The organism is Rhodococcus sp. B10, assembly GCF_011770055.1.
In the GTDB taxonomy this organism is placed as follows: domain Bacteria; phylum Actinomycetota; class Actinomycetes; order Mycobacteriales; family Mycobacteriaceae; genus Rhodococcoides; species Rhodococcoides kyotonensis_B.
In genome coordinates this window covers 231,154-253,686 of the sequence record NZ_JAAFYV010000002.1, presented here as the reverse complement: position 1 = coordinate 253,686, position 22,533 = coordinate 231,154, and the positions used below count along the sequence as shown (strand labels likewise).

The following is a 22,533-nucleotide window of genomic DNA, read 5'->3' as shown; positions in this document are numbered from 1 at the left end:
GGTGGGGCGAGTTCTCGCCGTTCGTCGAGTACGACGACCAGGAGTCGGCGCCGTGGCTGCGTTCGGCGATCGAAGCTGCATGGGACGGACCGCCCGAGCCCTATCGCGCACGAGTGCGCGTGAACGCGACCGTGCCTGCCGTCTCCGCGGCCGACGTACCCGGCATTCTCGCGCGGTACCCCGGCGTCGACACCGCGAAGGTGAAGGTCGCAGAAAAAGGACAGACGCTGGCCGACGACGTCGAACGCGTCCGGGCAGTGCGCGCCGAGATCCCGCGGGTGCGCGTCGACGCCAACGGCGGATGGACCGTCGACCAGGCAGTCGAAGCCCTCACGTTGCTGACCGAGGACGGAGACCTCGAATACGCCGAACAACCCTGCGCGACGGTTCCCGAGCTCGTCGAGGTCCGCAGGAGGCTGCCCGGAGTGCGCATCGCCGCCGACGAGAGCATCAGGCGCGCCGAGGACCCGCTGCGCGTCGTGCGGGCCGGGGGAGCGGACGTCGCTGTGCTCAAGGTCGCCCCGCTGGGCGGTATGCGAGCGCTGCTCGAGCTGGCCGGTGAACTCGGCGAATACGGCGTGCCCGTCGTCGTCTCCAGCGCACTCGATTCGGCCGTCGGGATGGCGTCGGGACTCGCGGCCGCGTCGGCGATTCCACGGCTCGAGTTCGCGTGTGGACTCGGCACCGGAAGCCTGCTGGAAACGGACGTCGCGGACGGGGCCGAACTGGTCGACGGAACCCTCCCGGCCGGACCCGTCGAACCCGCCCCCGAACGGTTGCGCGCACTCGCCGCGTCCGACGAGCGAACCAGGTGGTGGCACCAGCGACTTCGGCGGACCTACACGCACCTGCGGTAATCTTCCGGCGGTTACGTACTGACCTGTAAATACCCGGGAGGAAAGTCGAAGTGGTTGCTGCTCTGAAGGAATCGTTGCTCGACGAGTCGAAGCGCGACGTGCTGCTCGCCGACGTCATCGAACTGATCGACGCCGAGGTGTCGGACAAGAAGGGCGCAAGCGGCCTCGCCGTCAAGGGCGGCTACGGTGCCGTCAAGAAGGTCGGACCGTCGTACATCGAGCGGGCCGTGGAAGCGCTGTGGCCCGACTTCGTCACGCAGCTCGAGCCGTTCTGGCAGTCCTACAACGCTGCGCCGGCAGGAACGTTCGCCGACTACCTCGTCGCGAACTCCGACCAGGTCTCGAACGCGCTGCTGTCGGTCACCGACTCGCGCATCGAGGAGACCGACAAGGGCGTCGTGAAGAAGTTCTACGGCAGCCTGCGCGGTTCGGCGCAGAAGAACGTCGCCGAGGCGCTCCCGCGTCTGGGCGCACTGGTCACCAAGTACGCCGGATAGGCGCCTTCGGCGCACGTGCACGGAAATGCATAGCCCGCTATGTATTTCCGTGCACATGGCGGCTATGTATTTCCGTGCACGTGGGTCGCGAAGCGGCCCGCCCGCACAGCCTCGACCAGCAACGCATGATCGGCCTCGGTCTGATCCGCGTACAACCGTGCGAACCTGCTCAACGCGACGTCCACCGCATCGGACGTGCCCAGGTAACCCGCGATCATCGACGCCCCACTCGTGCGGGCGTGTCCCTTCGCCAACAGCCGGCCGACGACGCCCGCATAGTCCACGAGCGCAGGCGCATCGATCGATCCGAGGTCGATCGTGCCCTTCATGTTCCTGAACTGCCGCACGTAGTACTGACGCCCGTCGATCGTCGTCCACCCCAGCAGAGGGTCGCTCACCGTCTGCAGATCTTGCTGGTACTCGACGACGCGTTGTCCCTGATGCGCGTGCCACGCCGACTCACCGTGCACGTACGGCGCCAGCACCGAACGCCTGGCCTGCTTGAGCTGCAGGAACACGACGTCGTCGGGACTCGATCCCTCCAGCAGTGCGACGTAGGCGCGCAGCCCGACACTGCCGACGCCCACGACCCGATGCGCGACGTCGATCAACGTGTATCCGCCGAGCACTCGCCGCCAGTGCGGAGACAGCGTCGTCAGATACTCGTCGAGTCCTTCGGCGAGCAGCTCCTCGTCGCGCGCCGAGATGCGCGTGGTGATCGGCGGCTCCTCGACGAGCCGCCGCTTGCCCTCGTGCTCCTCGGTGAACTGCGGCAGCACACGGTCGCTCGTGCGTCGCCTGGCCTTCTTGGTCGCCCGCTTGATCTCCTTGCGCAGCGAACCCTCGGTGGCGTCGGCCTCGAGCCTGTCGGCGGTCAGACGCTGGAACGAGCGCGACATCAGCGGCTCGTCCGCCAGACGCGACACCTCGATGCGATACGCCCGAACACACGCGACGACGGCTTCCTCGCACTGCTGCTCGGTGCGTCCGTTCTGCCGGCCCGCCACCCAGATGCTGGCGGCGAGGCGTCGTAGATCCCATTCCCACGCGCCGGGGTGGGCCTCGTCGAAGTCGTTGAGGTCGATGACCAGATCGCGTTCGGGGGAGGCGTAGAAGCCGAAGTTACCGAGGTGCGAGTCACCGCTGACGACGGGCGTGATCCCCGTCGACGGCAACATCGCGACGTCGCGTGCCATGACGATCGCGGTTCCACGCAGGAACCCGTACGGCGATTCGACCATCCGCTCGACGCGGACAGGGATCAGCCAGTCGATGCGCCCGTCGTGCGAGAACTCGATCTGACGGATCGGGTCGAGCCGGTTCGCGGGCGGTGTCCAGTCGCCCATCGACTCGCGAGACACCTTGTCGCGCAAGCTTTTTCCGAGACGATAGCGCTCCTCGCGCGGAACCGGTCGGGCCCGGAGAGTGGCGAACGATCTGCCGTCGACGTCGACGATGTCGGGGACGACGGTGTGGCCGTGTCGAGCTTCGTGCATGAATGAACTGTAAAACCGAGCGTCTGCCTGCGCGTCAGGAAGGGGTGCCAGGACGCTCGATCGACGTCACCGCGGGCGGCAGTCCCCACTCGGTACGCCCGAGCCGGCTCAGCGGTGCGATCGCCTCGAACGACGGCAGCCCGTCGGCAGCGAGGAACTCGGGACGGACGGCCACCGCGACGACGTCGCCCATCACGACGAACGAGTTACCGACCTCGACGACGCGGTGAAGCGTCGCCTCGATCGCGATCGGTGATGCCGCGACGCGAGGCGCCTTGACTCTCTCGCTCGGTTCGCTCGCGATGCCGAGCTCGTCCAGCTCACTGACACCGTGGTCGTAGCCGGCGGACGACGCGTTGACCTGTTCGAGCAACGGCTCGGTGGCCAGGTTGATCACGAACTCGCCCGTCGCCTCGATGTTCCGCAGGCTGTCCTTGCGGCCGACGGACGTGAATTGCACGACAGGCGGGTTCGCCGACGACACCGAGAAGAAGCTGTAGGGCGCGAGATTGGCCACGCCGTCGGCCGACACCGTCGACACCCACGCGATGGGACGCGGCACGACGGACGCCGTGAGCAGGGGATAGAAGGCGCGTGACGGCAACTCGGCCGCATCGAAGACTGTTCGCACCGATCCATCCTGTCAAAGACCATGCACTCGGGCCGACCGACGCCTCCACCCGAGAATCTGACAATCTGAAGTAGTGAACCCATCCACTGCTCAGGCTGCCGCCGTCGTCGACGAACTCGTGCGCGGCGGCGTCCGCGACGTCGTGTTGTGCCCAGGCTCCCGGAACGCGCCGCTGGCGTTCGCGCTGCAGGAAGCCGACGCCGAGGGCCGTCTGAGTCTGCACATGCGCATCGACGAGCGGACCGCGGGCTTCCTCGCGATCGGCCTGATCATGGGCAGTGGCCGTCCGGTTCCGGTCGTCATGACGTCGGGCACGGCCGTCGCGAATCTCGGTCCCGCGGTCCTCGAAGCCAACTACGCGCGCGTCCCGCTGATCGTACTGAGCGCGAACCGGCCTTACGAGATGCTCGGGACCGGCGCGAACCAGACCATCGAGCAGCTCGGTCTGTTCGGCAGCCAGGTGCGCGCGACGATCAGCCTCGGCCTCGCCGAGGACGACGCAGGCCAGAACAGCCAGTGGCGTAGCGCGGTGTGCCGCGTCCTCGCCGCAGCCCGCGGCACGCGATCCGGGAACGCAGGCCCGGTGCATTTCGACATCCCGCTGCGTGAGCCGCTCGTGCCGGATCTCGCCGACCCCACACCCGCGCCCGAAGGTCGCGACGGCGGCGCAGCATGGACGACGACGCAGCAGGCGACCCTCGACGTTCCCGTCGACATCGATCTGTCGGTCGACACGATCGTCGTCTCCGGTCACGGTGCGGCGCTGCGCCCCGAGCTCGCAGGTCTGCCGACCGTCGCCGAGCCGACCGCGCCGCTGCACGGTCTCCCGCTGCACCCGATGGCTCTGTCGCAGCTGAAGCCGCGGCAGGCGATCATTACCGGACGTCCGACGCTGCACCGACCGGTGTCGGCCCTCCTCGCGGATCCGGCTGTCGACGTCTTCGCTCTGACGACGGGTCCGCGCTGGCCCGACGTCTCCGGCAACGTCCTCGCGACGGGCACGCGTGCGGTCGTGTCGGGCTCCCCGCGGGACGCGTGGATCGAACGCTGCCGGACGCTGTCGGCCAAGGCCGATCTCGCGGTCCGCGACCAGCTCGCGTCGCACCCGAAGCCGACGGGTCTGCACGTGGCTGCGACGGTCATGTCGTCCTTGCGTGACGGCGACCAACTGCTGCTCGGCGCCTCCAACCCCGTGCGCGACGCGGCCCTGGTCAGCTATCCCGCGCCCGGCGTGCGTGTGCTGTCCAACCGCGGCGTCGCGGGCATCGACGGAACCGTGTCGACGGCCGTCGGCGCGGCGCTGTCCCGGGGTGGGCGCACGATCGCGCTGCTCGGCGACCTGACGTTCCTGCACGACGCGTCGGGCCTGCTGATCGGGTCCGGCGAGCCGCGGCCGAAGGATCTGACGATCGTCGTGGCCAACGACGACGGCGGCGGCATCTTCGAACTGCTCGAGCAGGGCGATCCGCAGTACGCGGGCGCATTCGAGCGCGTGTTCGGCACGCCGCACGGCATGGATCTCGCGGCACTGTGCGCGGCGTATCGGATCGAGCACAGGAGTGTGGACACAGCCCAGCTCGCCACCGCCCTCCAGGACAGCGCGGATCAGATCAGGGTGCTCGAAGTGACGACCGAACGCTCCGGCCTGCGCGAACTGCACGCGGGGATCAGGGCGCGGCTCTAGCTGTACGAATTCCGAACAGTTTCGGGTCATTCCTACGCGAGACTATGATCTGGAACACAGTAGGAACGTCGGAGGTGCCACGATCGTCACTATCGAACAGCACCCGGTCCGCCCTGAGATCGCACTGTCGTGGAAGCGGTCGCTTCTCAGCGGTGTCGACCCGTCGGCGACGGTCGCCGTCGATGTCCAGGTCGAGGTCGACAGCAGGCTACTGCGCGCCGCCGCGCCGGTGCTCGAACAAGTCGGGCAACAGATTGCGGGCACCGGGTTCTGCGTGCTGCTTGCCGACCGCGACTGCCGCGTCGTCGCCTCCGTGTACGCCGACGGGACGATCCGCCGTGCCGTCGAGCGTCTCGGAGTGTTCGACGGCGCCCTGTTGGGCGAGGACTCGGCCGGGACCAACGCGGTCGGCACGCCACTCGAGACCGGGCGAAGCATGGTCATCCACGGTGACGAACACTTTCTGGAGAGCTTCAAGGGTCTCAGCTGTTACGGCCACCCGGTGATCCATCCGGTCACGAAGCGCGTCGAAGGCATTCTGGACATGACCGGCGTTGCAGCACATGCCAATCCGCTGTTCGCCCCGTTCCTGGCGAGAGCCGCGTCGGACATCGAGGCACGGTTGCTCGAGGGCTCGAAAGCGTCCGAACGACGGCTCGTCGACGCCTTTCAGCGCATCTCGCACCACAAACACGTCGCGGTGGCAGCCATCAGCGACGACTTCCTGCTCACCAACCGAACCGCGATGGACGTGCTCGACACCGAGGATCACGCCACCTTGCGTGAGCTCGCGTTGGACCTGGGTGCCGACGGCAGCCGCGTCGTCGCCGTCGACCTCGCGTCGGGAATACGGGCGAAGGTCAAGGCCGACCGGGTGGCAGGGGCCGACGGCGGTGCCCTGTTCACCGTGTTCGCCGACAAGCAACGATCGCCGATCCGACGCAGCGAGCAGTCGTCGCGTCGACAGCGCTACGAACACGACGTCCGACTCGCCCGCACCGACGCCGGTGCTCTGTCGATCAGTGGTGAGCCGGGGTCGGGTCGGACCACCGCCGCGGCGGAGGTCGCAGGCGAGGGCCCGGTGAGATGGCACAACGCGACGTCGATCGCGTTCGACGGTGTCGACGACTGGACGCGCAGGCTCGTCGACGCCGGACGCCAACCGGGGGTCATCGTCGTCGAGGACGTCGAGCTCGTGCCGGAAACGCTGCTGCCGATCCTCACCGACCTCGTGTCGACCCCGCGCGATGGACACCGCGTCGTGCTGACCGGCGCACCCATGTCGCACCTGCCGACGGCGACGGCCGCGCTCGTCAGTCGGTGTCCGAACAGACTGCATCTCACTCCGCTGCGTGAGCGTCGATCCGAGATGGCCGAACTCGCACGAACGATGCTCGACGACGTGGCACCCGGAGTTCGGTTGGCGCCCAGCGCACTCGACGCACTCGCGTCGGCGCACTGGCCGGGCAACTTCGCCGAACTGAAGGTGGTGCTGACCAGCGCGGCCGACGCCCGGTCGTCGGACCGCATCGACGTCGCCGATCTGCCCGAGGATTATCGGTCGAGTACGCGCGCGTCACGACTCGGCGGTCGAGAGCAAGCCGAACGGACGGCGATCATCGACGCTCTGAAAACGTGCGGCGGCAACAAGTCTCACGCCAGCATGCAGCTCGGCATCAGTCGCAGCACCCTCTACGCGCGGATGCGCGCGCTCGACGTGACCTGCTGACGGACGACCTGTGTCGTGTGTTCGAAGATCGAACAGTTACACCGCCGCACGCGACGGAAATATGGCCTGCATCACATGAGTGATCGACCATATGAAGGAGCGTTCGATGACGGCCGTTGCTGACCACCCCATCCCGAGCGAGGCGCGACACTTCCTCGCAGGACCGAAGAAGCTGTACATCGACGGACAGTTCGTCGACGCGGCGTCCGGTCGGACGTTCGCGACGTACAACCCCGCCGACGGCGAGAAGTTGACCGACGTCGCCCACGGCGAGGCCGAGGACATCGACCGCGCGGTGCGGGCAGCGCGTCGGGCGTTCGAGGACGGGCCGTGGTCGCGCATGAAAGCCAACGAACGCGAACGACTCATCTGGCGAGTCGGCGACATACTCAGCGAACGCGCCGACGAGTTCGGACAGCTGGAAGCGCTGGACAACGGAAAGTCCGCCGTCATCGCCAGTGCTGTCGACGTCGCCTGGGCTGCAGACGTTTTCCGCTACTACGCGGGCTGGGCGACGAAGATCGAGGGCAGCACGGTCAACGTCTCGATGCCCTTCGCGCCGGGTGGTGAATTCCACGCCTACACACTGCGCGAGGCGATCGGAGTGTGCGGCCTGATCATCCCGTGGAACTTCCCGATCCTCATGGCCTCGTGGAAGCTGGCACCGGCATTGGCGGCGGGCAACACCGTCGTCCTGAAGCCGGCCGAGCAGACACCGCTGACGGCTCTGCTGCTGGCCGAGGTCTTCGAGGAAGCGGGCTTCCCACCGGGAGTCGTCAACGTCGTGACCGGCTTCGGTGACGCGGGAGCGGCACTGTCCGGGCACGAGGACGTCGACAAGGTGGCGTTCACGGGTTCGACCGAGGTCGGCAAGAAGATCGTCGACGCGGCCAAGGGCAACCTGAAGAAGGTGACGCTCGAACTCGGTGGGAAGAGCCCCAACATCGTGTACGCGGACGCGGATTTCGATGCGGCAGTGGAAGGTTCGCTGAACGCGTGGCTGTTCAACCACGGACAGTGCTGCGTTGCGGGCACACGCCTGTACGTCGAGGACTCGATCTTCGAGAAGTTCACCGAGGCGGTCGCGCACGCGGCGAGCCAGGTCAAGATCGGACCCGGCCTCGACCCCACCACCCAGCTCGGCCCGTTGATCTCGCAGGAGCAGTTCGACAAGGTGACCGGCTACCTCCATGCGGGCATCGCCGACGGCGCACGCGCGCTGACCGGCGGAAAGCGTTGGGGCGACAAGGGATACTTCGTCGAGCCGACCGTGTTCGTCGACGTCGATCCGTCGTACTCGATCGTGCAGGAGGAGATCTTCGGCCCCGTCGTTGCGGCACTTCCTTTCTCGGCCGACGACGGCCCCATCGCCGCGGCCAACGATTCGATCTACGGCCTGGCCGCAGGCATCTGGACGCGCGACATCTCGAAAGCGCACAGGACGGCCAAGCGGCTCAAGGCCGGCTCGGTCTGGATCAACCAGTACAACGGCTTCGACACCGCCATGCCGTTCGGCGGATTCAAGCAGTCCGGTTGGGGTCGTGAGCTCGGCGCGTCGGCCATCGATCTGTACACCCAGACCAAAGCAGTGAACATCGCCCTCTGAATTTCACTTCGACCGACAGGACAAGAACGTGAAGACCACAGCAGCAGTACTTCTCGAAGCAGGCAAGCCGTTCGAACTGATGGAGCTCGAACTCGACGGACCCGGTCCCGGTGAGGTGTTGATCAAGTACACGGCAGCGGGGCTGTGTCATTCGGATCTGCACCTGACCGACGGTGATCTGCCTCCACGCTTCCCGATCGTGGGCGGCCACGAGGGATCGGGCATCATCGAAGAAGTCGGACCGGGCGTGACCAAGGTCAAGCCGGGGGATCACGTCGTCTGCAGTTTCATCCCCAACTGCGGGACGTGTCGCTATTGCGCGACGGGTCGACAGAACCTGTGCGACATGGGCGCCACCATTCTCGAGGGTTCGATGCCCGACGGTTCGTTCCGATTCCATTCCAAGGGAACGGATTTCGGTGCGATGTGCATGCTGGGCACGTTCGCCGAGCGGGCGACGATCTCGCAGCACTCCGTGGTCAAGGTCGACGACTGGCTGCCGCTCGAGACTGCCGTGCTCGTCGGATGCGGAGTGCCGTCGGGATGGGGAACCGCCGTCAACGCGGGCAACCTCCGAGCCGGCGACACCGCGATCATCTACGGAATCGGCGGCCTCGGAATCAACGCGGTGCAGGGCGCGGTCGCGGCGGGGTGCAAGTACGTCGTGGTCGTCGACCCGGTTGCGCTCAAGCGCGAGACCGCGCTGAAGTTCGGGGCGACGCATGCCTTCGCCGACGCCGAGAGCGCCGCCGAGAAACTGAACGAGCTGACGTGGGGGCAGGGAGCCGACGCCGCGCTGATCCTCGTCGGAACCGTCGACGAAGACGTCGTCAGCGCAGCCACCGCAGCGATCGGCAAGGGCGGAACCGTCGTCATCACCGGGTTGGCGGATCCGACGAAGCTGACGGTGCACGTGTCCGGCACCGATCTGACGCTGAATCAGAAGACCATCAAGGGAACGCTGTTCGGATCGATGAACCCGCAGTACGACATCGTCCGGCTGCTGCGTCTCTACGACGCGGGGCAGTTGAAACTGGACGAGCTCATCACCAGCAAGTACAGCCTCGAGGACGTCAACCAGGGATACCAGGACCTGCGCGACGGCAAGAACATCCGCGGCGTGATCGTGCACGACGCGTAGTTCGACGATCGGGCCGGCAGCGCGTCCGCTGCCGGCCCGATCAGTCCTGGCCTTCCTGCTGTTCTCGCTCGGCCGCCCAGTCGTGTGTCTCCTGGGTTTCCTGCTCGACCATGTCTCGGACCATGTCGTTGATGAGCGACTCGATCTTGCCGCCGATGAGCGGAATCTTGACGGTCGACGTGCCCTTGACCGTGATGATCGAGCCGGTGCCGTCCGGGCGCAGCGACATGGTTCCGTTTACCGACGCGGGGATGGCCGTCGCGCCCCCGGCCAGGGTGCCGTCGGCGCGGTCGCCGTCGAACGGGCCCCACGAATCGGTTCGAGTGACGAGCAACCGACCTCGGACGACCTTCTTGACGAACCCGGGTAGCTCCGACGTGCCGACTTCGTCGGTGATGTCGACGGTCAGACCGCCGTGATCGTGTCTGGTCAGCTCGTAGCCGTCGGTCTTCTGCGCCCGCTCGAACCGGGAGAGCCACTGCTCTTCGCTGTTCAGAGCCTCGTAGACCTCCTCGGGAGAGTGTTCCGACGAGACCGTGAACTCGAAGTCGCGCGACATAGCAGCAGAGGCTACCGGAGCAGACGCCCGTCGGCGCCCCTGAGTAACGTCTACCGTCGTGGCATCCAGGGACAGCGACGACGGCAGGTCGCAGGCGTGGCGTCGGGCACGAATCTGCGTGATCGTCGTGGCGACCGGGATCTCGGTGTTGGCCGTGCTGTTGGTCGTCGCCGCCTGGAAGAACGACCGCACCATCACCTCCGACGAAGGCACTGCCACGGCCGAGGTCCTCTCCGCCGGCAAGCTGCGTTCGGCCGTCAGCTTCGTCACCCCCGACGGCGTCACGCACAACCCGCAGCTCGGAGTGCTGTACCCGACCAATCTGATCGCCGGCCAGCGCATCGACGTCGAATACGCCAAGTCCGATCCGGATCTCGTGCGGGTCTCCGGCCGCGACGCCTCCGTCGCCATCGTTCCCGCGGGCTCGGTCGTCGTCGTGACCTGGGCCGTCGCGGTTCCCGTGCTGCTCCTGCTGCGACGACGCGAACGGCAGAACCTGGCCGTCTGAGCCGCACTTCGATGTTTGGGTTCGCTACTCGTGGGTAACGCAGCGCCCGTGTCCCGGTGACACGTCGAAACGAGAACGACCCAACGACCGAAGGAGCTTTAGCGATGACTTCATCCACGTTGCTCGCGCAGTTGCGGGCCGTACTACAACTCACGAACACCGAGATCCAGGTCGCGGAAACACGCGTGGCCCAGGCGCGCACGGACGCGGTGCGCACGGAACTACTTCAGAACGCCGAGAACGGTCGGAAGCGGGCCGCGGAGATCGAGACGACTCTGCGTGACCTCGGCGGACTGCCCGACGTCGTCGCACCGTTCCTCGGGCGCACGCTCGCGCTGTTCAAGACCGTCGCCGAGCAGGCGCAGCCGTTCGACGAGGCACTTCTCGGCGATCTGGCGTTGGAGCAGCAGCTGCTCGGCCGCGCCAAGTACATCAAGGCGCTCGCGACGGCGGACGATGTCCCGTCGGCCGTGCGTCTGGCCGAACGCCTGATCACCGCGCACAGCGCGACCGTCGACTGGCTGCAGACGGTACTGGCCGAGGACGCCCTCGGTGGCCCCGCGGCTCTCCGACGGACTCCGCTGCAGGCGGCGGCAGGCAGCGCCGTCAAGCTCGTGGGCACACCTGCCACGTGGTCCGCACGCGGACTGGACTACGCCGTCGACGTCGCGCGCACGACCCCGAGCCGCCTCGGGGAGTTGCTCGGGAGGGGCGCCCACGCGGGCACCATCGCAGCCCGAGCAGTGTCGGCCGGTGGCGACGCGGCACTCGAAGCAGCCGAGGACGTCGTCCGCGACGAAGGTGCGGATTCCGTCGCCGAAGCGCTGCACTCGGTGCGGACGGGCACGGCGCTCGAACCAGGAGACCTGCCGATCGACGACTACGACACGCTCAACGTGAACGACGCCGTCGCGGAGATCAAGGAGCTGACGGACCCGGACGACATCAGAACGATCGTCGCGTTCGAAGAGGCGACCAAGAATCGTCAGGGCGTCGTCTCGGCTGCGCAGACGCGTCTCGCCGCACTGGCGAAGGACATCGTCGGGGTCGACTGACTGCTCGGACGGATGTCCGGTGCGGATGCGGCCCGTCGGTCGCATCCGCACCGTCGTCTTCTTCGGGCGGCCTACGCGATGACCGACACGAACGCCGCTTCCAGCACGGACGCCACCGAATCGGATTGTCCGAGATAGCCGTTCACCATCGCCCCGTCGCGCAACATCATCAGCTGTCGTGCTGCGGATGCGACCTCGGAGACACCGGCGTCGGCAGCGAGCGCGGCGAAGTACTGCAGAATCCACTGTCGGTGCGCGTCGACGGCCACGCGAACCGGGTCGGCGGGATCGGCGAACTCCGCTGCGGCGTTGATGAACGCACATCCTCGAAAGCCCGGCCTGCAGCTCGCGGCCCCAATTCCGGCGGCCAACGCACGAAGCGAACCGGCCGGATCGCCGTCGCGGCGAATGCTCGTCAACCACTCGCGTTCTGCTGCTGCCTGCCCTTCCAGATAGGCGACGACGAGATCGCTCTTGGTGCGAAAGTGGCGATAGAACGTCACCTTCGTGATACCGACCTGCTCGATGATCTTGTCCGCGCTCGTCGCGCGAATCCCGTTCGCGTAGAACTGTTCGTTCGCCGCGGTGAGGATGCGCGCCCGCGTGTCCGACGCCGACGGCCGCGGTGTCGTCTTCTCCGAAGTCTCGGCCTTCATGCCGGCAGTCTACGGTTCCGCGGTGGACGAACCAGTAACTATGTCGGCGCGACGCGACGGAAGCATTCGTGTGAACTTCGCTCGCCCGTAACGTCGCCGAAGCCGGCTGGCCCGAGACGCTCCTCACACTGAGGAACGTGCGAGTAGCCATCGTTGCGGAATCGTTCCTGCCCAACATGAACGGCGTCACCAACTCGATTCTCCGAGTGCTCGAACACCTGGAGCGAGGCGGACACGACGCCATGGTCGTCGCGCCGGACAACCCCGCAGGCAAGCCGCGGGCCGACGTCGAACACGGCCGCGTCCCCGTCAACCGTGTACCTGCGGTGATGGTCCCCAAGGTCAGCTCCCTCCCCGTCGGTGTTCCCGGACCCGGTCTGACGGCCACGATCCGGGCGTTCGAGCCCGACGTCGTTCATCTCGCGTCCCCATTCCTGCTCGGTGCAGGCGGACTGGCCGCGGCCAACCGCATCGGTGTTCCCGCGGTGGCCGTGTACCAGACCGACGTCGCCGGATTCGCCGAAAGCTACGGCCTCGGGCTGACATCCAAGGCCGCGTGGCGCTGGACGCGTCGCGTGCATCGCGGTGCCGCACGGACGTTGGCGCCGTCGTCGTCGGCTGTCGAAGCGCTCGAACACCACGGCGTTCCGCGGGTCCACCGGTGGGCGCGAGGCGTCGACGCCGTCCGATTCGCCCCCTCGGCGCGACGCGAGACGCTGCGTCGACGTTGGTCGCCCGACGGCAAGATGATCGTCGGATTCGTCGGCAGGCTCGCCCCGGAGAAGCACGTCGAACGTCTCGCGTCCATCGCCGACGACGTGCAACTCGTCGTCGTCGGTGACGGTCCGGAACGGCACGCGTTGGAGAAGCTGATGCCGTCGGCGATCTTCCTGGGTCAGCTCGGGGGAGACGAACTCGCGCAGGCGTATGCCAGCTTCGACGTCTTCGTGCACCCGGGCGAGCACGAGACGTTCTGTCAGGCGGTCCAGGAAGCACTCGCCAGCGGCATCCCGGTCATCGGTCCCGACGCCGGAGGTCCGCGCGATTTGATCACGCACTGCCGCAACGGCTATCTGCTTCCCGTCGACCGGTTCGCCGAGCTGCTGCCGAGTGCCGTCGCCGCGCTGCGATCGCCGGTGACTCGCGCACGCTTCGGTGAGGCGGCGCGCAAGTCGGTACTCCACCGCACGTGGCCTGCGATCTGCGACGAACTGCTCGGGCACTACGACGACGTTCTCGGCTGGGAACGTCGCAGGACGCTGCGCACTGCATGAGTAAGCTCGAGACGTGCCAACAAGTTCGCGTGCAACGCTCGAGAAGGACCCACACGAGGTCGCGTCGATGTTCGACGGCGTCGCTCGCCGTTACGACATCACCAACACCGTGCTGTCGTTCGGCCAGGATCGGAGTTGGCGCAAGCTCACTCGGGCCGCGCTGAACCTGAAGCCGGGGGAGAAGGTCCTCGACCTCGCCGCGGGTACCGGAGTGTCGACGGTCGAGCTCGCACGCAGCGGCGCGTGGTGCGTGGCCACCGATTTCTCGAAAGGCATGCTGCACGCGGGTTCCGGACGGCCCGTGCCGATGGTCGCAGGCGACGCGATGCACCTGCCGTACGCCGATGCCAGCTTCGACGCGGCCACCATCTCGTTCGGGCTGCGCAACGTCTCGGACTTCCGGGCAGGCCTGCGGGAGATCGCCCGCGTCACCAAGCCCGGTGGTCGGCTCGTCGTCTGCGAGTTCTCGACGCCGGTCTTCGCGCCGTTCCGCACGGTGTACATGGAATACCTGATGAAGGCGCTTCCCGCCGTCGCCCGCGCGGTGTCCAGCAACCCGGATGCGTACGTCTACCTCGCGGAATCGATCCGCGCGTGGCCGACGCAGGAGGAGCTGGCGCGCACGATCGCCGACTGTGGGTGGTCGAACGTCCAGTGGCGCAACCTCACCGGAGGGGTCGTCGCGCTGCATCGCGCAGTGCGCTAGCGCGCCCGTGCGCGGAAAGTTGGCCCAGTGGCCGACTTTCCGCGCACGGGTGGCGCAGCCGCATCACGCGAACGGCGGGCGTTCGTCGATCTTCAGCGACGCACTGCCCGACGCGCGCCACGCGCGTGCGACGAGGTCCGAATCCGCCTCGGTGACAAGGTTTCCCATGACGCGGACGGCGACGGTCATCAGTGCGCGCGACCGCATTCCGATCGGACCGGTGGCGGGCAGGAACCGCGGCACCGTCAGTAGACCGGCGAGGCGTCGCGCGATCGAGAACGCCTGACCGTAGTGCTCGCGCAGAATCTTCGGCCACACCTCGGTGAGGTCGGCCTCGTCCAGGATGTCGACGACCAGGCGCCCGCCCTCGAGACCGTAGTCGATGCCCTCGCCGTTGAGCGGATTCACGCACGCGGCCGCGTCGCCGATGATCGCCCAGTTGGGGCCTGCGACGTTCGAGACCGCTCCGCCCATCGGCAGCAGCGCCGACGCGACGGCTCGGAGGTCGCCGGTCAGCTTCCAGTCGTCGCGACGCTGCGACGTGTACAGATCCAGCAGCGGCCGCAGCGCGCCGGGTCCTGGGCGCTTGGCGGTCGCGAGTGTGCCGACGCCGATGTTCACCTCGCCGGTGCCGAGCGGGAAGATCCAGCCGTAACCGGGCTGGAGAGTTCCGTCGCCGTCGCGCAATTCGAGATGCGACGAGATCCACGGATCCGACGAGCGTTCCGAGCCGATGTACGCCCGAGCGGCGACGCCGAACGTGGTGTCCCGATGCCACTCTCGACCGAGTTTCTTGCCGAGGGGGGAACGCACACCGTCGGCGACGATCACCCTGGTGCACCGAATCTCGCGGCCGTCGGCGAACACGACTGCCGTGACCGCATTTCCGTCACGCCGGACGTCGACGGCTTTCGCGCCTTCGAGCATCGTCGCGCCGGATTCGATTGCGGCGCTGCGTATTCTGTCGTCGAGTTCCGTTCGGGGGACCGCGCTGCCGACGGCAGGCAACGACCCGCCCGGCCATTCGAGCTGCAACTCCTGCCCGAATCCCGTCAACCGCAGGCCGCGGTTCTCGGCCCGGCCGCGCACCCATTCGCCGAGACCCAGCCGATCGAGCTCGGCCATCGCCCGCGGGGTCAGACCGTCGCCGCACGTCTTGTCGCGGGGGAAGGTGGCGGCGTCGGCGAGGACGACGTCCCTGCCGGCGCGGGCAGCCCACGCGGCAGCAGCGGAGCCGGCCGGGCCGGCTCCGACGACGAGAACGTCGGTGGAGAGGGGAGCGTTCACGCCTTCCAGTAAAGCAGCGGCGCGACGGCCCTCGTCGACCGAACCGAACCTTCCGTCATGGGCTACGACACCTTCCAACCATGTCACCCACTAGGTTCACTACGGTAGAACGAGGTACGTCGAGAGACGCCGAGAATCCGCGGACGACGAAGAGGACAGGACCAACAACTGTGAGCACAGACGACACGACTGGAACGACGGTCGTTGCCGGGGTCGATCTGGTCGATCCAGAGCTTGCACGAACCGTGGCCGCAGGACTGGAGAACGTCGAGAGTCTGATGATCTCGGAACTCTCCGACGGCGAGGACTTCCTGACCGAGGCCGCCCTTCATCTCGCGAAGGCGGGTGGCAAGCGGTTCCGCCCGCTCTTCACCGTGCTGACCGCGCAGTTGGGACCGAACGCGTCGGACGAATCGGTGGTGACCGCGGCCACCGTCGTCGAACTCGTTCATCTCGCGACGCTGTATCACGACGACGTCATGGACGAGGCGTCCATGCGACGCGGCGCCGAGAGCGCCAACGCGCGCTGGGGCAACAGCGTCGCGATCCTGGCAGGCGACTACCTGTTCGCACACGCGTCACGACTGGTGTCGACGCTCGGTCCCGAGGCCGTGCGCATCATCGCCGACACGTTCGCCGAACTCGTCACCGGTCAGATGCGCGAGACGATCGGTGTCAAGAAGGATCAGGATCCCGTCGCACATTATCTGCGCGTCGTCTGGGAGAAGACCGGGTCGCTGATCGCGGCCTGCGGACGTTTCGGCGGCACGTTCTCCGGTGGCGACGCCGACCACGTCGCCTCGCTCGAGCGACTGGGCGACGCCGTCGGCACCGCGTTCCAGATCTCCGACGACATCATCGACATCTCGTCGGTGTCCGCGCAGTCGGGCAAGACACCCGGGACCGACCTGCGTGAAGGCGTGCACACGCTGCCTGTTCTGTACGCGCTCCGCGAGGAGGGTCCCGACGGCGACAGGCTGCGCGAACTTCTGGACGGGCCCGTCACCGACGACGACGCCGTCACCGAGGCGTTGGCCCTGCTCGATCGCTCGCCCGGGATGGCGAAGGCGAAGGCGACGCTGTCCGATTTCGCCGCCAAGGCGCATGCCGAACTCGCGACGCTGCCCTCGGGGCCCGCGAACGACGCGCTGGGCCGGCTCGTCGACTACACCGTGGAACGGGTGGGCTGACGCAGTCAGTGGTGGGATCGGGCGCAGCTGGGCTGACATCTCGTTTCGGAAGGGCTGACGCGGGAACCTCGACAGGTGTCGCGGTCGTTTCTCGATTGAGGGAACGACGAAACGAAGGAAGTGGCGACCAATGAGCTTCGCGAACGGGGCAAAGACTTTCGGGCTGCTCGTGGGCATGTCGGCGCTCATCGTGTTCATCGGGTCGCTGTTCAACAGTCCGGGGATTCTGCTCGCGTCGGTCGCCCTCGCGGTCGGCGTGAACGGATGGGCGTACTTCAACAGCGCCAAGCTCGCGCTGCGGTCGATGCACGCGCAGCCGGTCACCGAGGTCGAACAGCCGGCGATGTACCGGATCGTCCGCGAACTGGCCACCACCGCTCATCAGCCGATGCCCGCGCTGTACATCAGCCCGACCAACAATCCCAATGCCTTCGCGACCGGCCGCAATCCTCGCAACGCGGCCGTCTGCTGCACGACGGGCATCCTGCAGATCCTCGACGAACGTGAACTCCGCGCCGTACTGGGTCACGAGCTGTCGCACGTCTACAACCGCGACATTCTGATCTCGTCCGTCGCCGGCGCGATGGCCGCGGTCATCTCGGGTTTGGCGAACTTCGCCATGTTCGCGTCGATGTTCGGCGGACGCGGCAACAACGGGGCCAATCCCATCGCGCTGCTGCTGGTCTCGCTGCTGGGACCGATTGCGGCGACCGTCGTGAAACTGGCTGTGTCGCGGTCGCGGGAGTATCAGGCCGACCAGTCCGGCGCCGAGCTGACCGGTGACCCGTTGGCACTGGCGTCGGCGCTACGGAAGCTGGAGCGAGGCGTGCAGGCTGCACCGCTGCCGCCCGAGCCGCGTCTGGCGTCCGAGTCGCATCTGATGATCGCCAACCCGTTCCGCGTGGGCGACCGCGTCGGGAAGCTGTTCTCGACGCACCCGCCCATGGCCGACCGCATCGAGAGGCTGGAACGGATGGCCAGAGGCGGCTGACGCCGCACGTGAGTGCGAATGTGCACTGGGCTATACATTCGCACTCACGGGTGCAAAGCACCTACCGGTAGTTGACGAACTGCAGCGCGATACCGAAGTCCTCGGCCTTCAGCAGCTGCTGGACGGCCTGCAGATCGTCGCGCTTCTTGCTGCTGACGCGCAGCTCGTCTCCCTGGATCTGAGCCTTGACGCCCTTGGGGCCGTCGTCGCGGATCTTCTTGGAGATCTTCTTCGCGTTCTCGCTCGTGATGCCCTGGACGAGCTTTCCGGTGACCTTCCACACCTTGCCCGACGGGGCAGGGTCGTTGGTCTCGAACGCCTTCAGCGAGACGTCACGACGGATCAGCTTCTCCTTGAACACGTCGAGGGCTGCCTTCACCTTCTCCTCGGACTCGGAGGTGATGACGATCACCTCCGACTCCCCGCTGCCGGACCACTCGATGGTGGTACCCGAACCACGGAAGTCGAAGCGGGTCGCCAACTCCTTCGCAGCCTGACCGAGAGCGTTGTCGACCTCTTGCCGGTCGACCTTGCTGACGATGTCGAAGGAAGAATCTGCCACTGAGGAACTCCTGTGTCGTATCGAATGTTCACGTGCTGCGCACCCGACGTTAGCCGCTCCGCACCCCCGCTATCCACCCGGTTTGCGTTCTGGGGGCACAGTCGTTGTATTCTTTTCAGCGCATCGAAGAGAGCATGAATCTTCGACGTACACCCGGCAGATTGCCCGAGCGGCCAATGGGAGCGGACTGTAAATCCGTCGGCTTATGCCTACGTAGGTTCGAATCCTACATCTGCCACCCGAAGGGACCCCAGCGAGTTCGCTCGCTGGGGTTTCTCCGTGAAGAGGAAGTGCAGCGAGCCCGCTGACCACGTAATTTGGTAGTCGGCGTTCGAACTGTGTAACCTCTTGAAGGCTTCGGCGCACGGGAAACCGTGAACAGATGCCACGCCCCCTTAGCTCAGTCGGCAGAGCGTTTCCATGGTAAGGAAAAGGTCAACGGTTCGATTCCGTTAGGGGGCTCGCTGGATTGGATGGTTCGCCCAGACGATTCACTACCGAGTCCGCCTCGGCAGTGAGAAGGTGTAGGGGTGAGCAACCTGAGGCGGTGTAGCTCAGTTGGTAGAGCAAACGACTCATAATCGTTGCGTCGCCGGTTCAAGTCCGGTCACCGCTACACAAGAAGAATGCACAGTCCTGATTCTCCGGATCAGAGTTACCTGAAAGTAGGCATCCAGTGGCCTCCTCCACCGATGTGCGGCCCAAGATCACCTTGGCCTGCGAGGTTTGCAAGCACCGTAACTACATCACGAAGAAGAACCGCCGCAACGATCCCGACCGCATCGAGCTGAAGAAGTTCTGCTCCAACTGCGGCACGCATCGCGCTCACCGCGAGTCTCGCTAGTAGCGAGCCTCTCGGCTGTAGGTTCTCGTTCGAAGTCGACGCCGCGCGTTAGGCTTACTTCTTCGCCCTAACGGATTTTGCGTCCTGGGTAGAAAAGGTACGAATTCCGCGTGACCGAAACCGATTTCCGCGTGACAGCGACGGCGCAACCTGTTGCGCCGTCGCACAATTCAGAAATTCCGCAGGATCCCGCTGCGCACGCCGCCGCGATGGTCGGCCACCACTACAAGGTGGACCACCCGTACGAGGTAGGCCGGGAGAAAGTGCGCGAGTACGCGCGTGCCGTCCAGGACTGGCACCCTGCTCACCACGACGACGAGGCCGCGAAGAGCTTCGGTTACGACGGCTTGATCGCGCCTCTCACCTTCATCTCGCTCGTCGGCATCATCGCGCAATCGCGGATGTTCAAAGAGATCATCACCGGGTACGACCCGAGTCAGATTCTCCAGACCGACCAGCGTCTGCAGTTCCACAAGCCGATTCAGGTGGGCGACGAGCTCAGCTGCGAGGTCTTTCTCGAATCGTTCCGTCAGATGAGCGGCAGCGACATCATCACGACGAAGAACATCGTGACCGATCAGAACGGCGAGCTGGTGCAGACCACGTGGACCACGCTGGTCGCTCGCACCGGTGGAGAAGTCGACGAAAACATCGCCCACGCAGTGAAGGAAGTGATCATGCATGGCGCTTCGTAATTTCGCGGACGTGTCCGTGGGCGACGAGCTCCCCGAGCGCGTCGTCAAACTCACGCGTGGCGATCTGGTCAACTACGCCGGCGTCTCCGGTGACCCGAACCCGATCCACTGGAGCGACGAGGTCGTCAAGCTCGCGGGTCTGGACAACGTCATCGCGCACGGCATGTTGACGATGGGTCTCGGAGCAGGCTTCGTCACGTCGTGGCTCGGTGATCCCGGTGCCGTCACCGAATACAACGTGCGTTTCACGAGCTCGGTCTACGTGCCTGCGGACTCCGCTGCATCGGTCGAGTACTCCGGCAAGATCAAGTCCGTCGACGCGGAGACGAAGTCGGCCGTCATCGCGATCACGGCCAAGTCCGAGGGCAAGAAGATCTTCGGACGCGCGACGGCCACCGTTCGCCTGGCCTGACCAGGTGGATTTCAAACTTTCATAGCCTGTGCAGTACACTGAGATTTCTGTGGTTGTTCAGCGCTGCGCGCTGCCTGAGTTCTCCTTTGGAGAGTTGTAGGGGTAGCGCGTATGTTGTGTGACCGCAGGACGGTCCGATCCAGTGCGGATCGAACCGAAGGGGCGTAGCTCAATTGGTAGAGCAACGGTCTCCAAAACCGTAGGTTGCAGGTTCAAGTCCTGTCGCCCCTGCCCACGTTGCACTCCCTCGCTCCGGCGAGGGTGTACGACAATTTCGGCTACTGAGAGGAACGACGGTGAGCGAGGAGCGCGGTAAGCGCGACGAGACGTCGGAAGATCTTTCCGCGTCGGACTCGTCGACATCCGACGACACTGCGTCCGCCACCGACGAGGCAGCTGCATCCCGATCGGGCGCTGCCGGTTCCGAAACCTCGGCCCGTCCGACCGGAAAGCGCACCACCCGCCGGACGCGCGCCGCATCGGTCGAGAAGACGCCGGCCGCCGCGTCGTCGGTCACCAAGGTCGCGACTCGCTCCGACAAGCCGCGTGAGCCGAAGCGCATGAACATCTTCAAGCGTCTGCGCAAGTTCCTCCGCGAGGTCGTTGCCGAGCTGCGCAAGGTCATCTGGCCCAATCGCAAGCAAATGGTCACCTACACGAGCGTTGTGCTCGTGTTCGTGGCATTCATGGTCGCGTTCATCAGCGGCCTGGATTTGGCGTTCACTCAGGGCGTCGAATGGCTGTTCGGCTGACCGGTATGGGTGAGCAGAACATGATCGACCCACGTACTGAACGAGAGAAAGGGTGCCTGCTGTGAGCACGCCGCACAACGACGCCACCGAAGTGGCCGCATTCGACGCCGATGTCGAGGCGACCCACCAGGGCCTCGAGGCGGAGCAGGCCGCTCAGGACCGCGAGACCGACGAGGCTATCGCCGACGCCGTCGAGGCAGAGGGCGCCGATGACGCGCAGGCCGACGATGCCGTCGCCGAAGGACTGGCCTCCGAGGCCGACGAGGTCGAAGACCCCGTCGCCGAGCTGAAGGCTGCGCTGCGACGCGCCCCCGGTGACTGGTACGTCATCCACTCGTACGCCGGTTACGAGAACAAGGTGAAGGCCAACCTCGAGACCCGCGTCCAGAACCTCGACGTCGGCGACTACATCTTCCAGGTCGAGGTTCCGACCGAAGAGGTCACCGAGATCAAGAACGGCCAGCGCAAGCAGGTCAACCGCAAGGTACTGCCCGGCTACATTCTGGTGCGTATGGACCTGAACGACGAGTCGTGGGGCGCGGTGCGCAACACGCCCGGTGTCACCGGATTCGTCGGCGCCACGTCGCGTCCGTCGCCGCTGACGATCAACGAGGTCGTCAAGTTCCTCATGCCGCAGCAGGGCGAGAAGAAGGAAGCCAAGGCTGCAGGCGCCACCACCGATGCCACCGCGGCGGAGACCACGGCGAAGCCGACCATCGAGGTCGACTTCGAGGTCGGCGAGTCGGTCACCGTCATGGACGGCCCGTTCGCGACGCTCCCCGCCAGCATCAGCGAGGTCAACGCCGAGCAGCAGAAGCTCAAGGTGCTGGTCTCCATCTTCGGCCGTGAAACTCCGGTCGAGCTCGGCTTCACGCAGGTCGCCAAGATCTAGCGGGCCGAACCACAGAACTTGCAGTAGTAACCGCAAGAAACCCGAGCGAATACAAGGAAAAAGAAATGCCCCCGAAGAAGAAGAAGCTAGCCGGGATCATCAAGCTTCAGATCCAGGCAGGACAGGCCAACCCTGCTCCTCCCGTCGGCCCCGCGCTGGGTCAGCACGGCGTCAACATCATGGAGTTCTGCAAGGCGTACAACGCCGCGACCGAGTCGCAGCGCGGAAACGTCGTGCCGGTGGAGATCTCGGTCTACGAAGACCGGACCTTCGACTTCAAGCTGAAGACCCCTCCGGCCGCCAAGCTGCTGCTCAAGGCTGCAGGCGTTGCCAAGGGCTCCGGCGAGCCGCACAAGACCAAGGTCGCCAAGGTCACCATGGACCAGGTGCGCGAGATCGCCAAGACCAAGCAGGAAGACCTCAACGCCAACGACATCGACCAGGCCGCGAAGATCATCGCCGGCACTGCTCGCTCGATGGGCATCACGGTCGAAGGCTGATCCTCAGCC

24 protein-coding genes and 4 tRNA genes are annotated in these 22,533 nt (G+C 66.1%); 22 read left to right on the top strand and 6 right to left on the bottom strand.

The genetic code is table 11. The features are described from left to right. Positions 1-857, top strand: an 857-nt coding sequence (locus tag RhoFasB10_RS02465) for an o-succinylbenzoate synthase (RefSeq protein WP_167674929.1), incomplete at its 5' end; no start/stop codon positions are given. A gap of 50 nt (positions 858-907) precedes the next feature. After that, positions 908-1,354, top strand: coding sequence for a hypothetical protein (locus RhoFasB10_RS02460; protein ID WP_068429278.1), 447 nt, complete (start codon positions 908-910; stop codon positions 1,352-1,354). A gap of 62 nt (positions 1,355-1,416) precedes the next feature. Here RhoFasB10_RS02460 and RhoFasB10_RS02455 read toward each other — a convergent pair whose 3' ends face one another. Both RhoFasB10_RS02455 and RhoFasB10_RS02450 read right to left on the bottom strand, forming a co-directional pair. Next, complete coding sequence (locus tag RhoFasB10_RS02455) at positions 1,417-2,850, bottom strand: DUF2252 domain-containing protein (protein WP_167674927.1); 1,434 nt, start codon at positions 2,848-2,850, stop codon at positions 1,417-1,419. A gap of 34 nt (positions 2,851-2,884) precedes the next feature. Then, on the bottom strand, positions 2,885-3,481 hold the full coding sequence (locus RhoFasB10_RS02450) for a flavin reductase family protein (RefSeq protein WP_068429284.1): 597 nt from the start codon (positions 3,479-3,481) through the stop codon (positions 2,885-2,887). Positions 3,482-3,554: 73 nt separating this feature from the next. Between RhoFasB10_RS02450 and menD the strand changes: the two genes are divergently transcribed. The 4 genes from menD (at position 3,555) to RhoFasB10_RS02430 (ending at position 9,641) form a co-directional block, all read left to right on the top strand. Beyond that, positions 3,555-5,165 (top strand): 2-succinyl-5-enolpyruvyl-6-hydroxy-3-cyclohexene-1-carboxylic-acid synthase, encoded by a 1,611-nt coding sequence (menD, locus tag RhoFasB10_RS02445; protein WP_167674925.1) that lies wholly within the window; start codon positions 3,555-3,557, stop codon positions 5,163-5,165. 229 nt (positions 5,166-5,394) lie between these two features. Continuing rightward, positions 5,395-6,894 carry a helix-turn-helix domain-containing protein gene (locus tag RhoFasB10_RS02440; RefSeq protein ID WP_346764337.1) on the top strand — a complete coding sequence of 500 codons (1,500 nt, stop codon included), beginning with the start codon at positions 5,395-5,397 and terminating at the stop codon, positions 6,892-6,894. A gap of 106 nt (positions 6,895-7,000) precedes the next feature. Beyond that, entirely contained in the window at positions 7,001-8,500 is a 1,500-nt protein-coding gene (locus RhoFasB10_RS02435; RefSeq protein ID WP_167674923.1) for an aldehyde dehydrogenase family protein, read from the top strand. Between the two features lie 28 nt (positions 8,501-8,528). Beyond that, entirely contained in the window at positions 8,529-9,641 is a 1,113-nt protein-coding gene (locus RhoFasB10_RS02430) for an NDMA-dependent alcohol dehydrogenase (protein WP_068429294.1), read from the top strand. Between the two features lie 40 nt (positions 9,642-9,681). Here the strand turns inward: RhoFasB10_RS02430 and RhoFasB10_RS02425 are convergent, their stop codons facing one another. After that, on the bottom strand, positions 9,682-10,200 hold the full coding sequence (locus RhoFasB10_RS02425; RefSeq protein ID WP_167674921.1) for a DUF2505 domain-containing protein: 519 nt from the start codon (positions 10,198-10,200) through the stop codon (positions 9,682-9,684). A gap of 58 nt (positions 10,201-10,258) precedes the next feature. Between RhoFasB10_RS02425 and RhoFasB10_RS02420 the strand changes: the two genes are divergently transcribed. Both RhoFasB10_RS02420 and RhoFasB10_RS02415 read left to right on the top strand, forming a co-directional pair. Then, the gene (locus RhoFasB10_RS02420) at positions 10,259-10,708 is read left to right on the top strand and encodes a DUF3592 domain-containing protein (RefSeq protein WP_167674919.1); all 450 of its coding nucleotides are present in this window, start codon (positions 10,259-10,261) and stop codon (positions 10,706-10,708) included. 104 nt (positions 10,709-10,812) lie between these two features. Then, positions 10,813-11,763 carry a ferritin-like domain-containing protein gene (locus RhoFasB10_RS02415; RefSeq protein WP_167674917.1) on the top strand — a complete coding sequence of 317 codons (951 nt, stop codon included), beginning with the start codon at positions 10,813-10,815 and terminating at the stop codon, positions 11,761-11,763. Positions 11,764-11,834: 71 nt separating this feature from the next. Here the strand turns inward: RhoFasB10_RS02415 and RhoFasB10_RS02410 are convergent, their stop codons facing one another. Next, positions 11,835-12,419, bottom strand: a complete 585-nt coding sequence (locus RhoFasB10_RS02410) for a TetR/AcrR family transcriptional regulator (protein ID WP_084423893.1) — start codon at positions 12,417-12,419, stop codon at positions 11,835-11,837. A 137-nt stretch (positions 12,420-12,556) separates the two neighbouring features. Here RhoFasB10_RS02410 and RhoFasB10_RS02405 point away from each other — a divergent pair, with 137 nt between their 5' ends. Next, positions 12,557-13,693, top strand: a complete 1,137-nt coding sequence (locus tag RhoFasB10_RS02405; RefSeq protein ID WP_346764336.1) for a glycosyltransferase family 1 protein — start codon at positions 12,557-12,559, stop codon at positions 13,691-13,693. 13 nt (positions 13,694-13,706) lie between these two features. Further along, positions 13,707-14,399 (top strand): demethylmenaquinone methyltransferase, encoded by a 693-nt coding sequence (locus tag RhoFasB10_RS02400; RefSeq protein ID WP_114328226.1) that lies wholly within the window; start codon positions 13,707-13,709, stop codon positions 14,397-14,399. A gap of 63 nt (positions 14,400-14,462) precedes the next feature. Here RhoFasB10_RS02400 and RhoFasB10_RS02395 read toward each other — a convergent pair whose 3' ends face one another. Then, entirely contained in the window at positions 14,463-15,686 is a 1,224-nt protein-coding gene (locus tag RhoFasB10_RS02395) for a geranylgeranyl reductase family protein (protein WP_346764335.1), read from the bottom strand. Between the two features lie 170 nt (positions 15,687-15,856). Between RhoFasB10_RS02395 and RhoFasB10_RS02390 the strand changes: the two genes are divergently transcribed. Both RhoFasB10_RS02390 and htpX read left to right on the top strand, forming a co-directional pair. Beyond that, complete coding sequence (locus RhoFasB10_RS02390) at positions 15,857-16,876, top strand: polyprenyl synthetase family protein (RefSeq protein ID WP_068429308.1); 1,020 nt, start codon at positions 15,857-15,859, stop codon at positions 16,874-16,876. A gap of 130 nt (positions 16,877-17,006) precedes the next feature. Further along, positions 17,007-17,867 (top strand): zinc metalloprotease HtpX, encoded by an 861-nt coding sequence (htpX, locus tag RhoFasB10_RS02385; protein ID WP_068429310.1) that lies wholly within the window; start codon positions 17,007-17,009, stop codon positions 17,865-17,867. 61 nt (positions 17,868-17,928) lie between these two features. Here the strand turns inward: htpX and RhoFasB10_RS02380 are convergent, their stop codons facing one another. After that, entirely contained in the window at positions 17,929-18,429 is a 501-nt protein-coding gene (locus RhoFasB10_RS02380; RefSeq protein WP_114328228.1) for a YajQ family cyclic di-GMP-binding protein, read from the bottom strand. A gap of 155 nt (positions 18,430-18,584) precedes the next feature. Here RhoFasB10_RS02380 and RhoFasB10_RS02375 point away from each other — a divergent pair. The 10 genes from RhoFasB10_RS02375 to rplK all read left to right on the top strand — a co-directional run bounded on the left by RhoFasB10_RS02375 (position 18,585) and on the right by rplK (position 22,524). Next, positions 18,585-18,667: transfer RNA gene (locus tag RhoFasB10_RS02375), tRNA-Tyr, on the top strand. A 151-nt stretch (positions 18,668-18,818) separates the two neighbouring features. Beyond that, positions 18,819-18,891, top strand: a tRNA-Thr gene (locus RhoFasB10_RS02370). 81 nt (positions 18,892-18,972) lie between these two features. After that, positions 18,973-19,045, top strand: a tRNA-Met gene (locus RhoFasB10_RS02365). A 60-nt stretch (positions 19,046-19,105) separates the two neighbouring features. Next, a complete protein-coding gene (gene rpmG, locus RhoFasB10_RS02360) occupies positions 19,106-19,273 on the top strand; it encodes a 50S ribosomal protein L33 (protein ID WP_027498281.1) in 168 nt (55 codons plus the stop codon). Positions 19,274-19,482: 209 nt separating this feature from the next. Beyond that, complete coding sequence (gene hadA, locus RhoFasB10_RS02355; RefSeq protein WP_206030439.1) at positions 19,483-19,968, top strand: (3R)-hydroxyacyl-ACP dehydratase subunit HadA; 486 nt, start codon at positions 19,483-19,485, stop codon at positions 19,966-19,968. Continuing rightward, entirely contained in the window at positions 19,955-20,380 is a 426-nt protein-coding gene (gene hadB, locus RhoFasB10_RS02350; RefSeq protein WP_068429316.1) for a (3R)-hydroxyacyl-ACP dehydratase subunit HadB, read from the top strand. The genes hadA and hadB overlap by 14 nt, the downstream gene beginning before the upstream one ends. Before the next feature lie 158 nt (positions 20,381-20,538). Continuing rightward, positions 20,539-20,611, top strand: a tRNA-Trp gene (locus tag RhoFasB10_RS02345). A 65-nt stretch (positions 20,612-20,676) separates the two neighbouring features. After that, entirely contained in the window at positions 20,677-21,132 is a 456-nt protein-coding gene (gene secE / locus RhoFasB10_RS02340) for a preprotein translocase subunit SecE (RefSeq protein WP_068429319.1), read from the top strand. 61 nt (positions 21,133-21,193) lie between these two features. Beyond that, on the top strand, positions 21,194-22,024 hold the full coding sequence (gene nusG / locus RhoFasB10_RS02335; RefSeq protein WP_068429322.1) for a transcription termination/antitermination protein NusG: 831 nt from the start codon (positions 21,194-21,196) through the stop codon (positions 22,022-22,024). A gap of 65 nt (positions 22,025-22,089) precedes the next feature. Further along, the gene (rplK, locus tag RhoFasB10_RS02330) at positions 22,090-22,524 is read left to right on the top strand and encodes a 50S ribosomal protein L11 (protein WP_068099499.1); all 435 of its coding nucleotides are present in this window, start codon (positions 22,090-22,092) and stop codon (positions 22,522-22,524) included. The last annotated feature ends 9 nt before the right edge of the window (positions 22,525-22,533 follow it).

Excerpts from the sequence above, each read along its gene's own strand:
- RhoFasB10_RS02455 (WP_167674927.1), bottom strand. The coding sequence starts at position 2,850 with ATGCACGAAGCTCGACACGGCCACACCGTCGTCCCCGACATCGTCGAC.
- RhoFasB10_RS02435 (WP_167674923.1), top strand. The coding sequence starts at position 7,001 with ATGACGGCCGTTGCTGACCACCCCATCCCGAGCGAGGCGCGACACTTC.
- RhoFasB10_RS02425 (WP_167674921.1), bottom strand. The coding sequence starts at position 10,200 with ATGTCGCGCGACTTCGAGTTCACGGTCTCGTCGGAACACTCTCCCGAG.
- RhoFasB10_RS02415 (WP_167674917.1), top strand. The coding sequence starts at position 10,813 with ATGACTTCATCCACGTTGCTCGCGCAGTTGCGGGCCGTACTACAACTC.
- RhoFasB10_RS02410 (WP_084423893.1), bottom strand. The coding sequence starts at position 12,419 with ATGAAGGCCGAGACTTCGGAGAAGACGACACCGCGGCCGTCGGCGTCG.
- htpX (WP_068429310.1), top strand. The coding sequence starts at position 17,007 with ATGAGCTTCGCGAACGGGGCAAAGACTTTCGGGCTGCTCGTGGGCATG.
- hadA (WP_206030439.1), top strand. The coding sequence starts at position 19,483 with ATGGTCGGCCACCACTACAAGGTGGACCACCCGTACGAGGTAGGCCGG.
- hadB (WP_068429316.1), top strand. The coding sequence starts at position 19,955 with ATGGCGCTTCGTAATTTCGCGGACGTGTCCGTGGGCGACGAGCTCCCC.
- rplK (WP_068099499.1), top strand. The coding sequence starts at position 22,090 with ATGCCCCCGAAGAAGAAGAAGCTAGCCGGGATCATCAAGCTTCAGATC.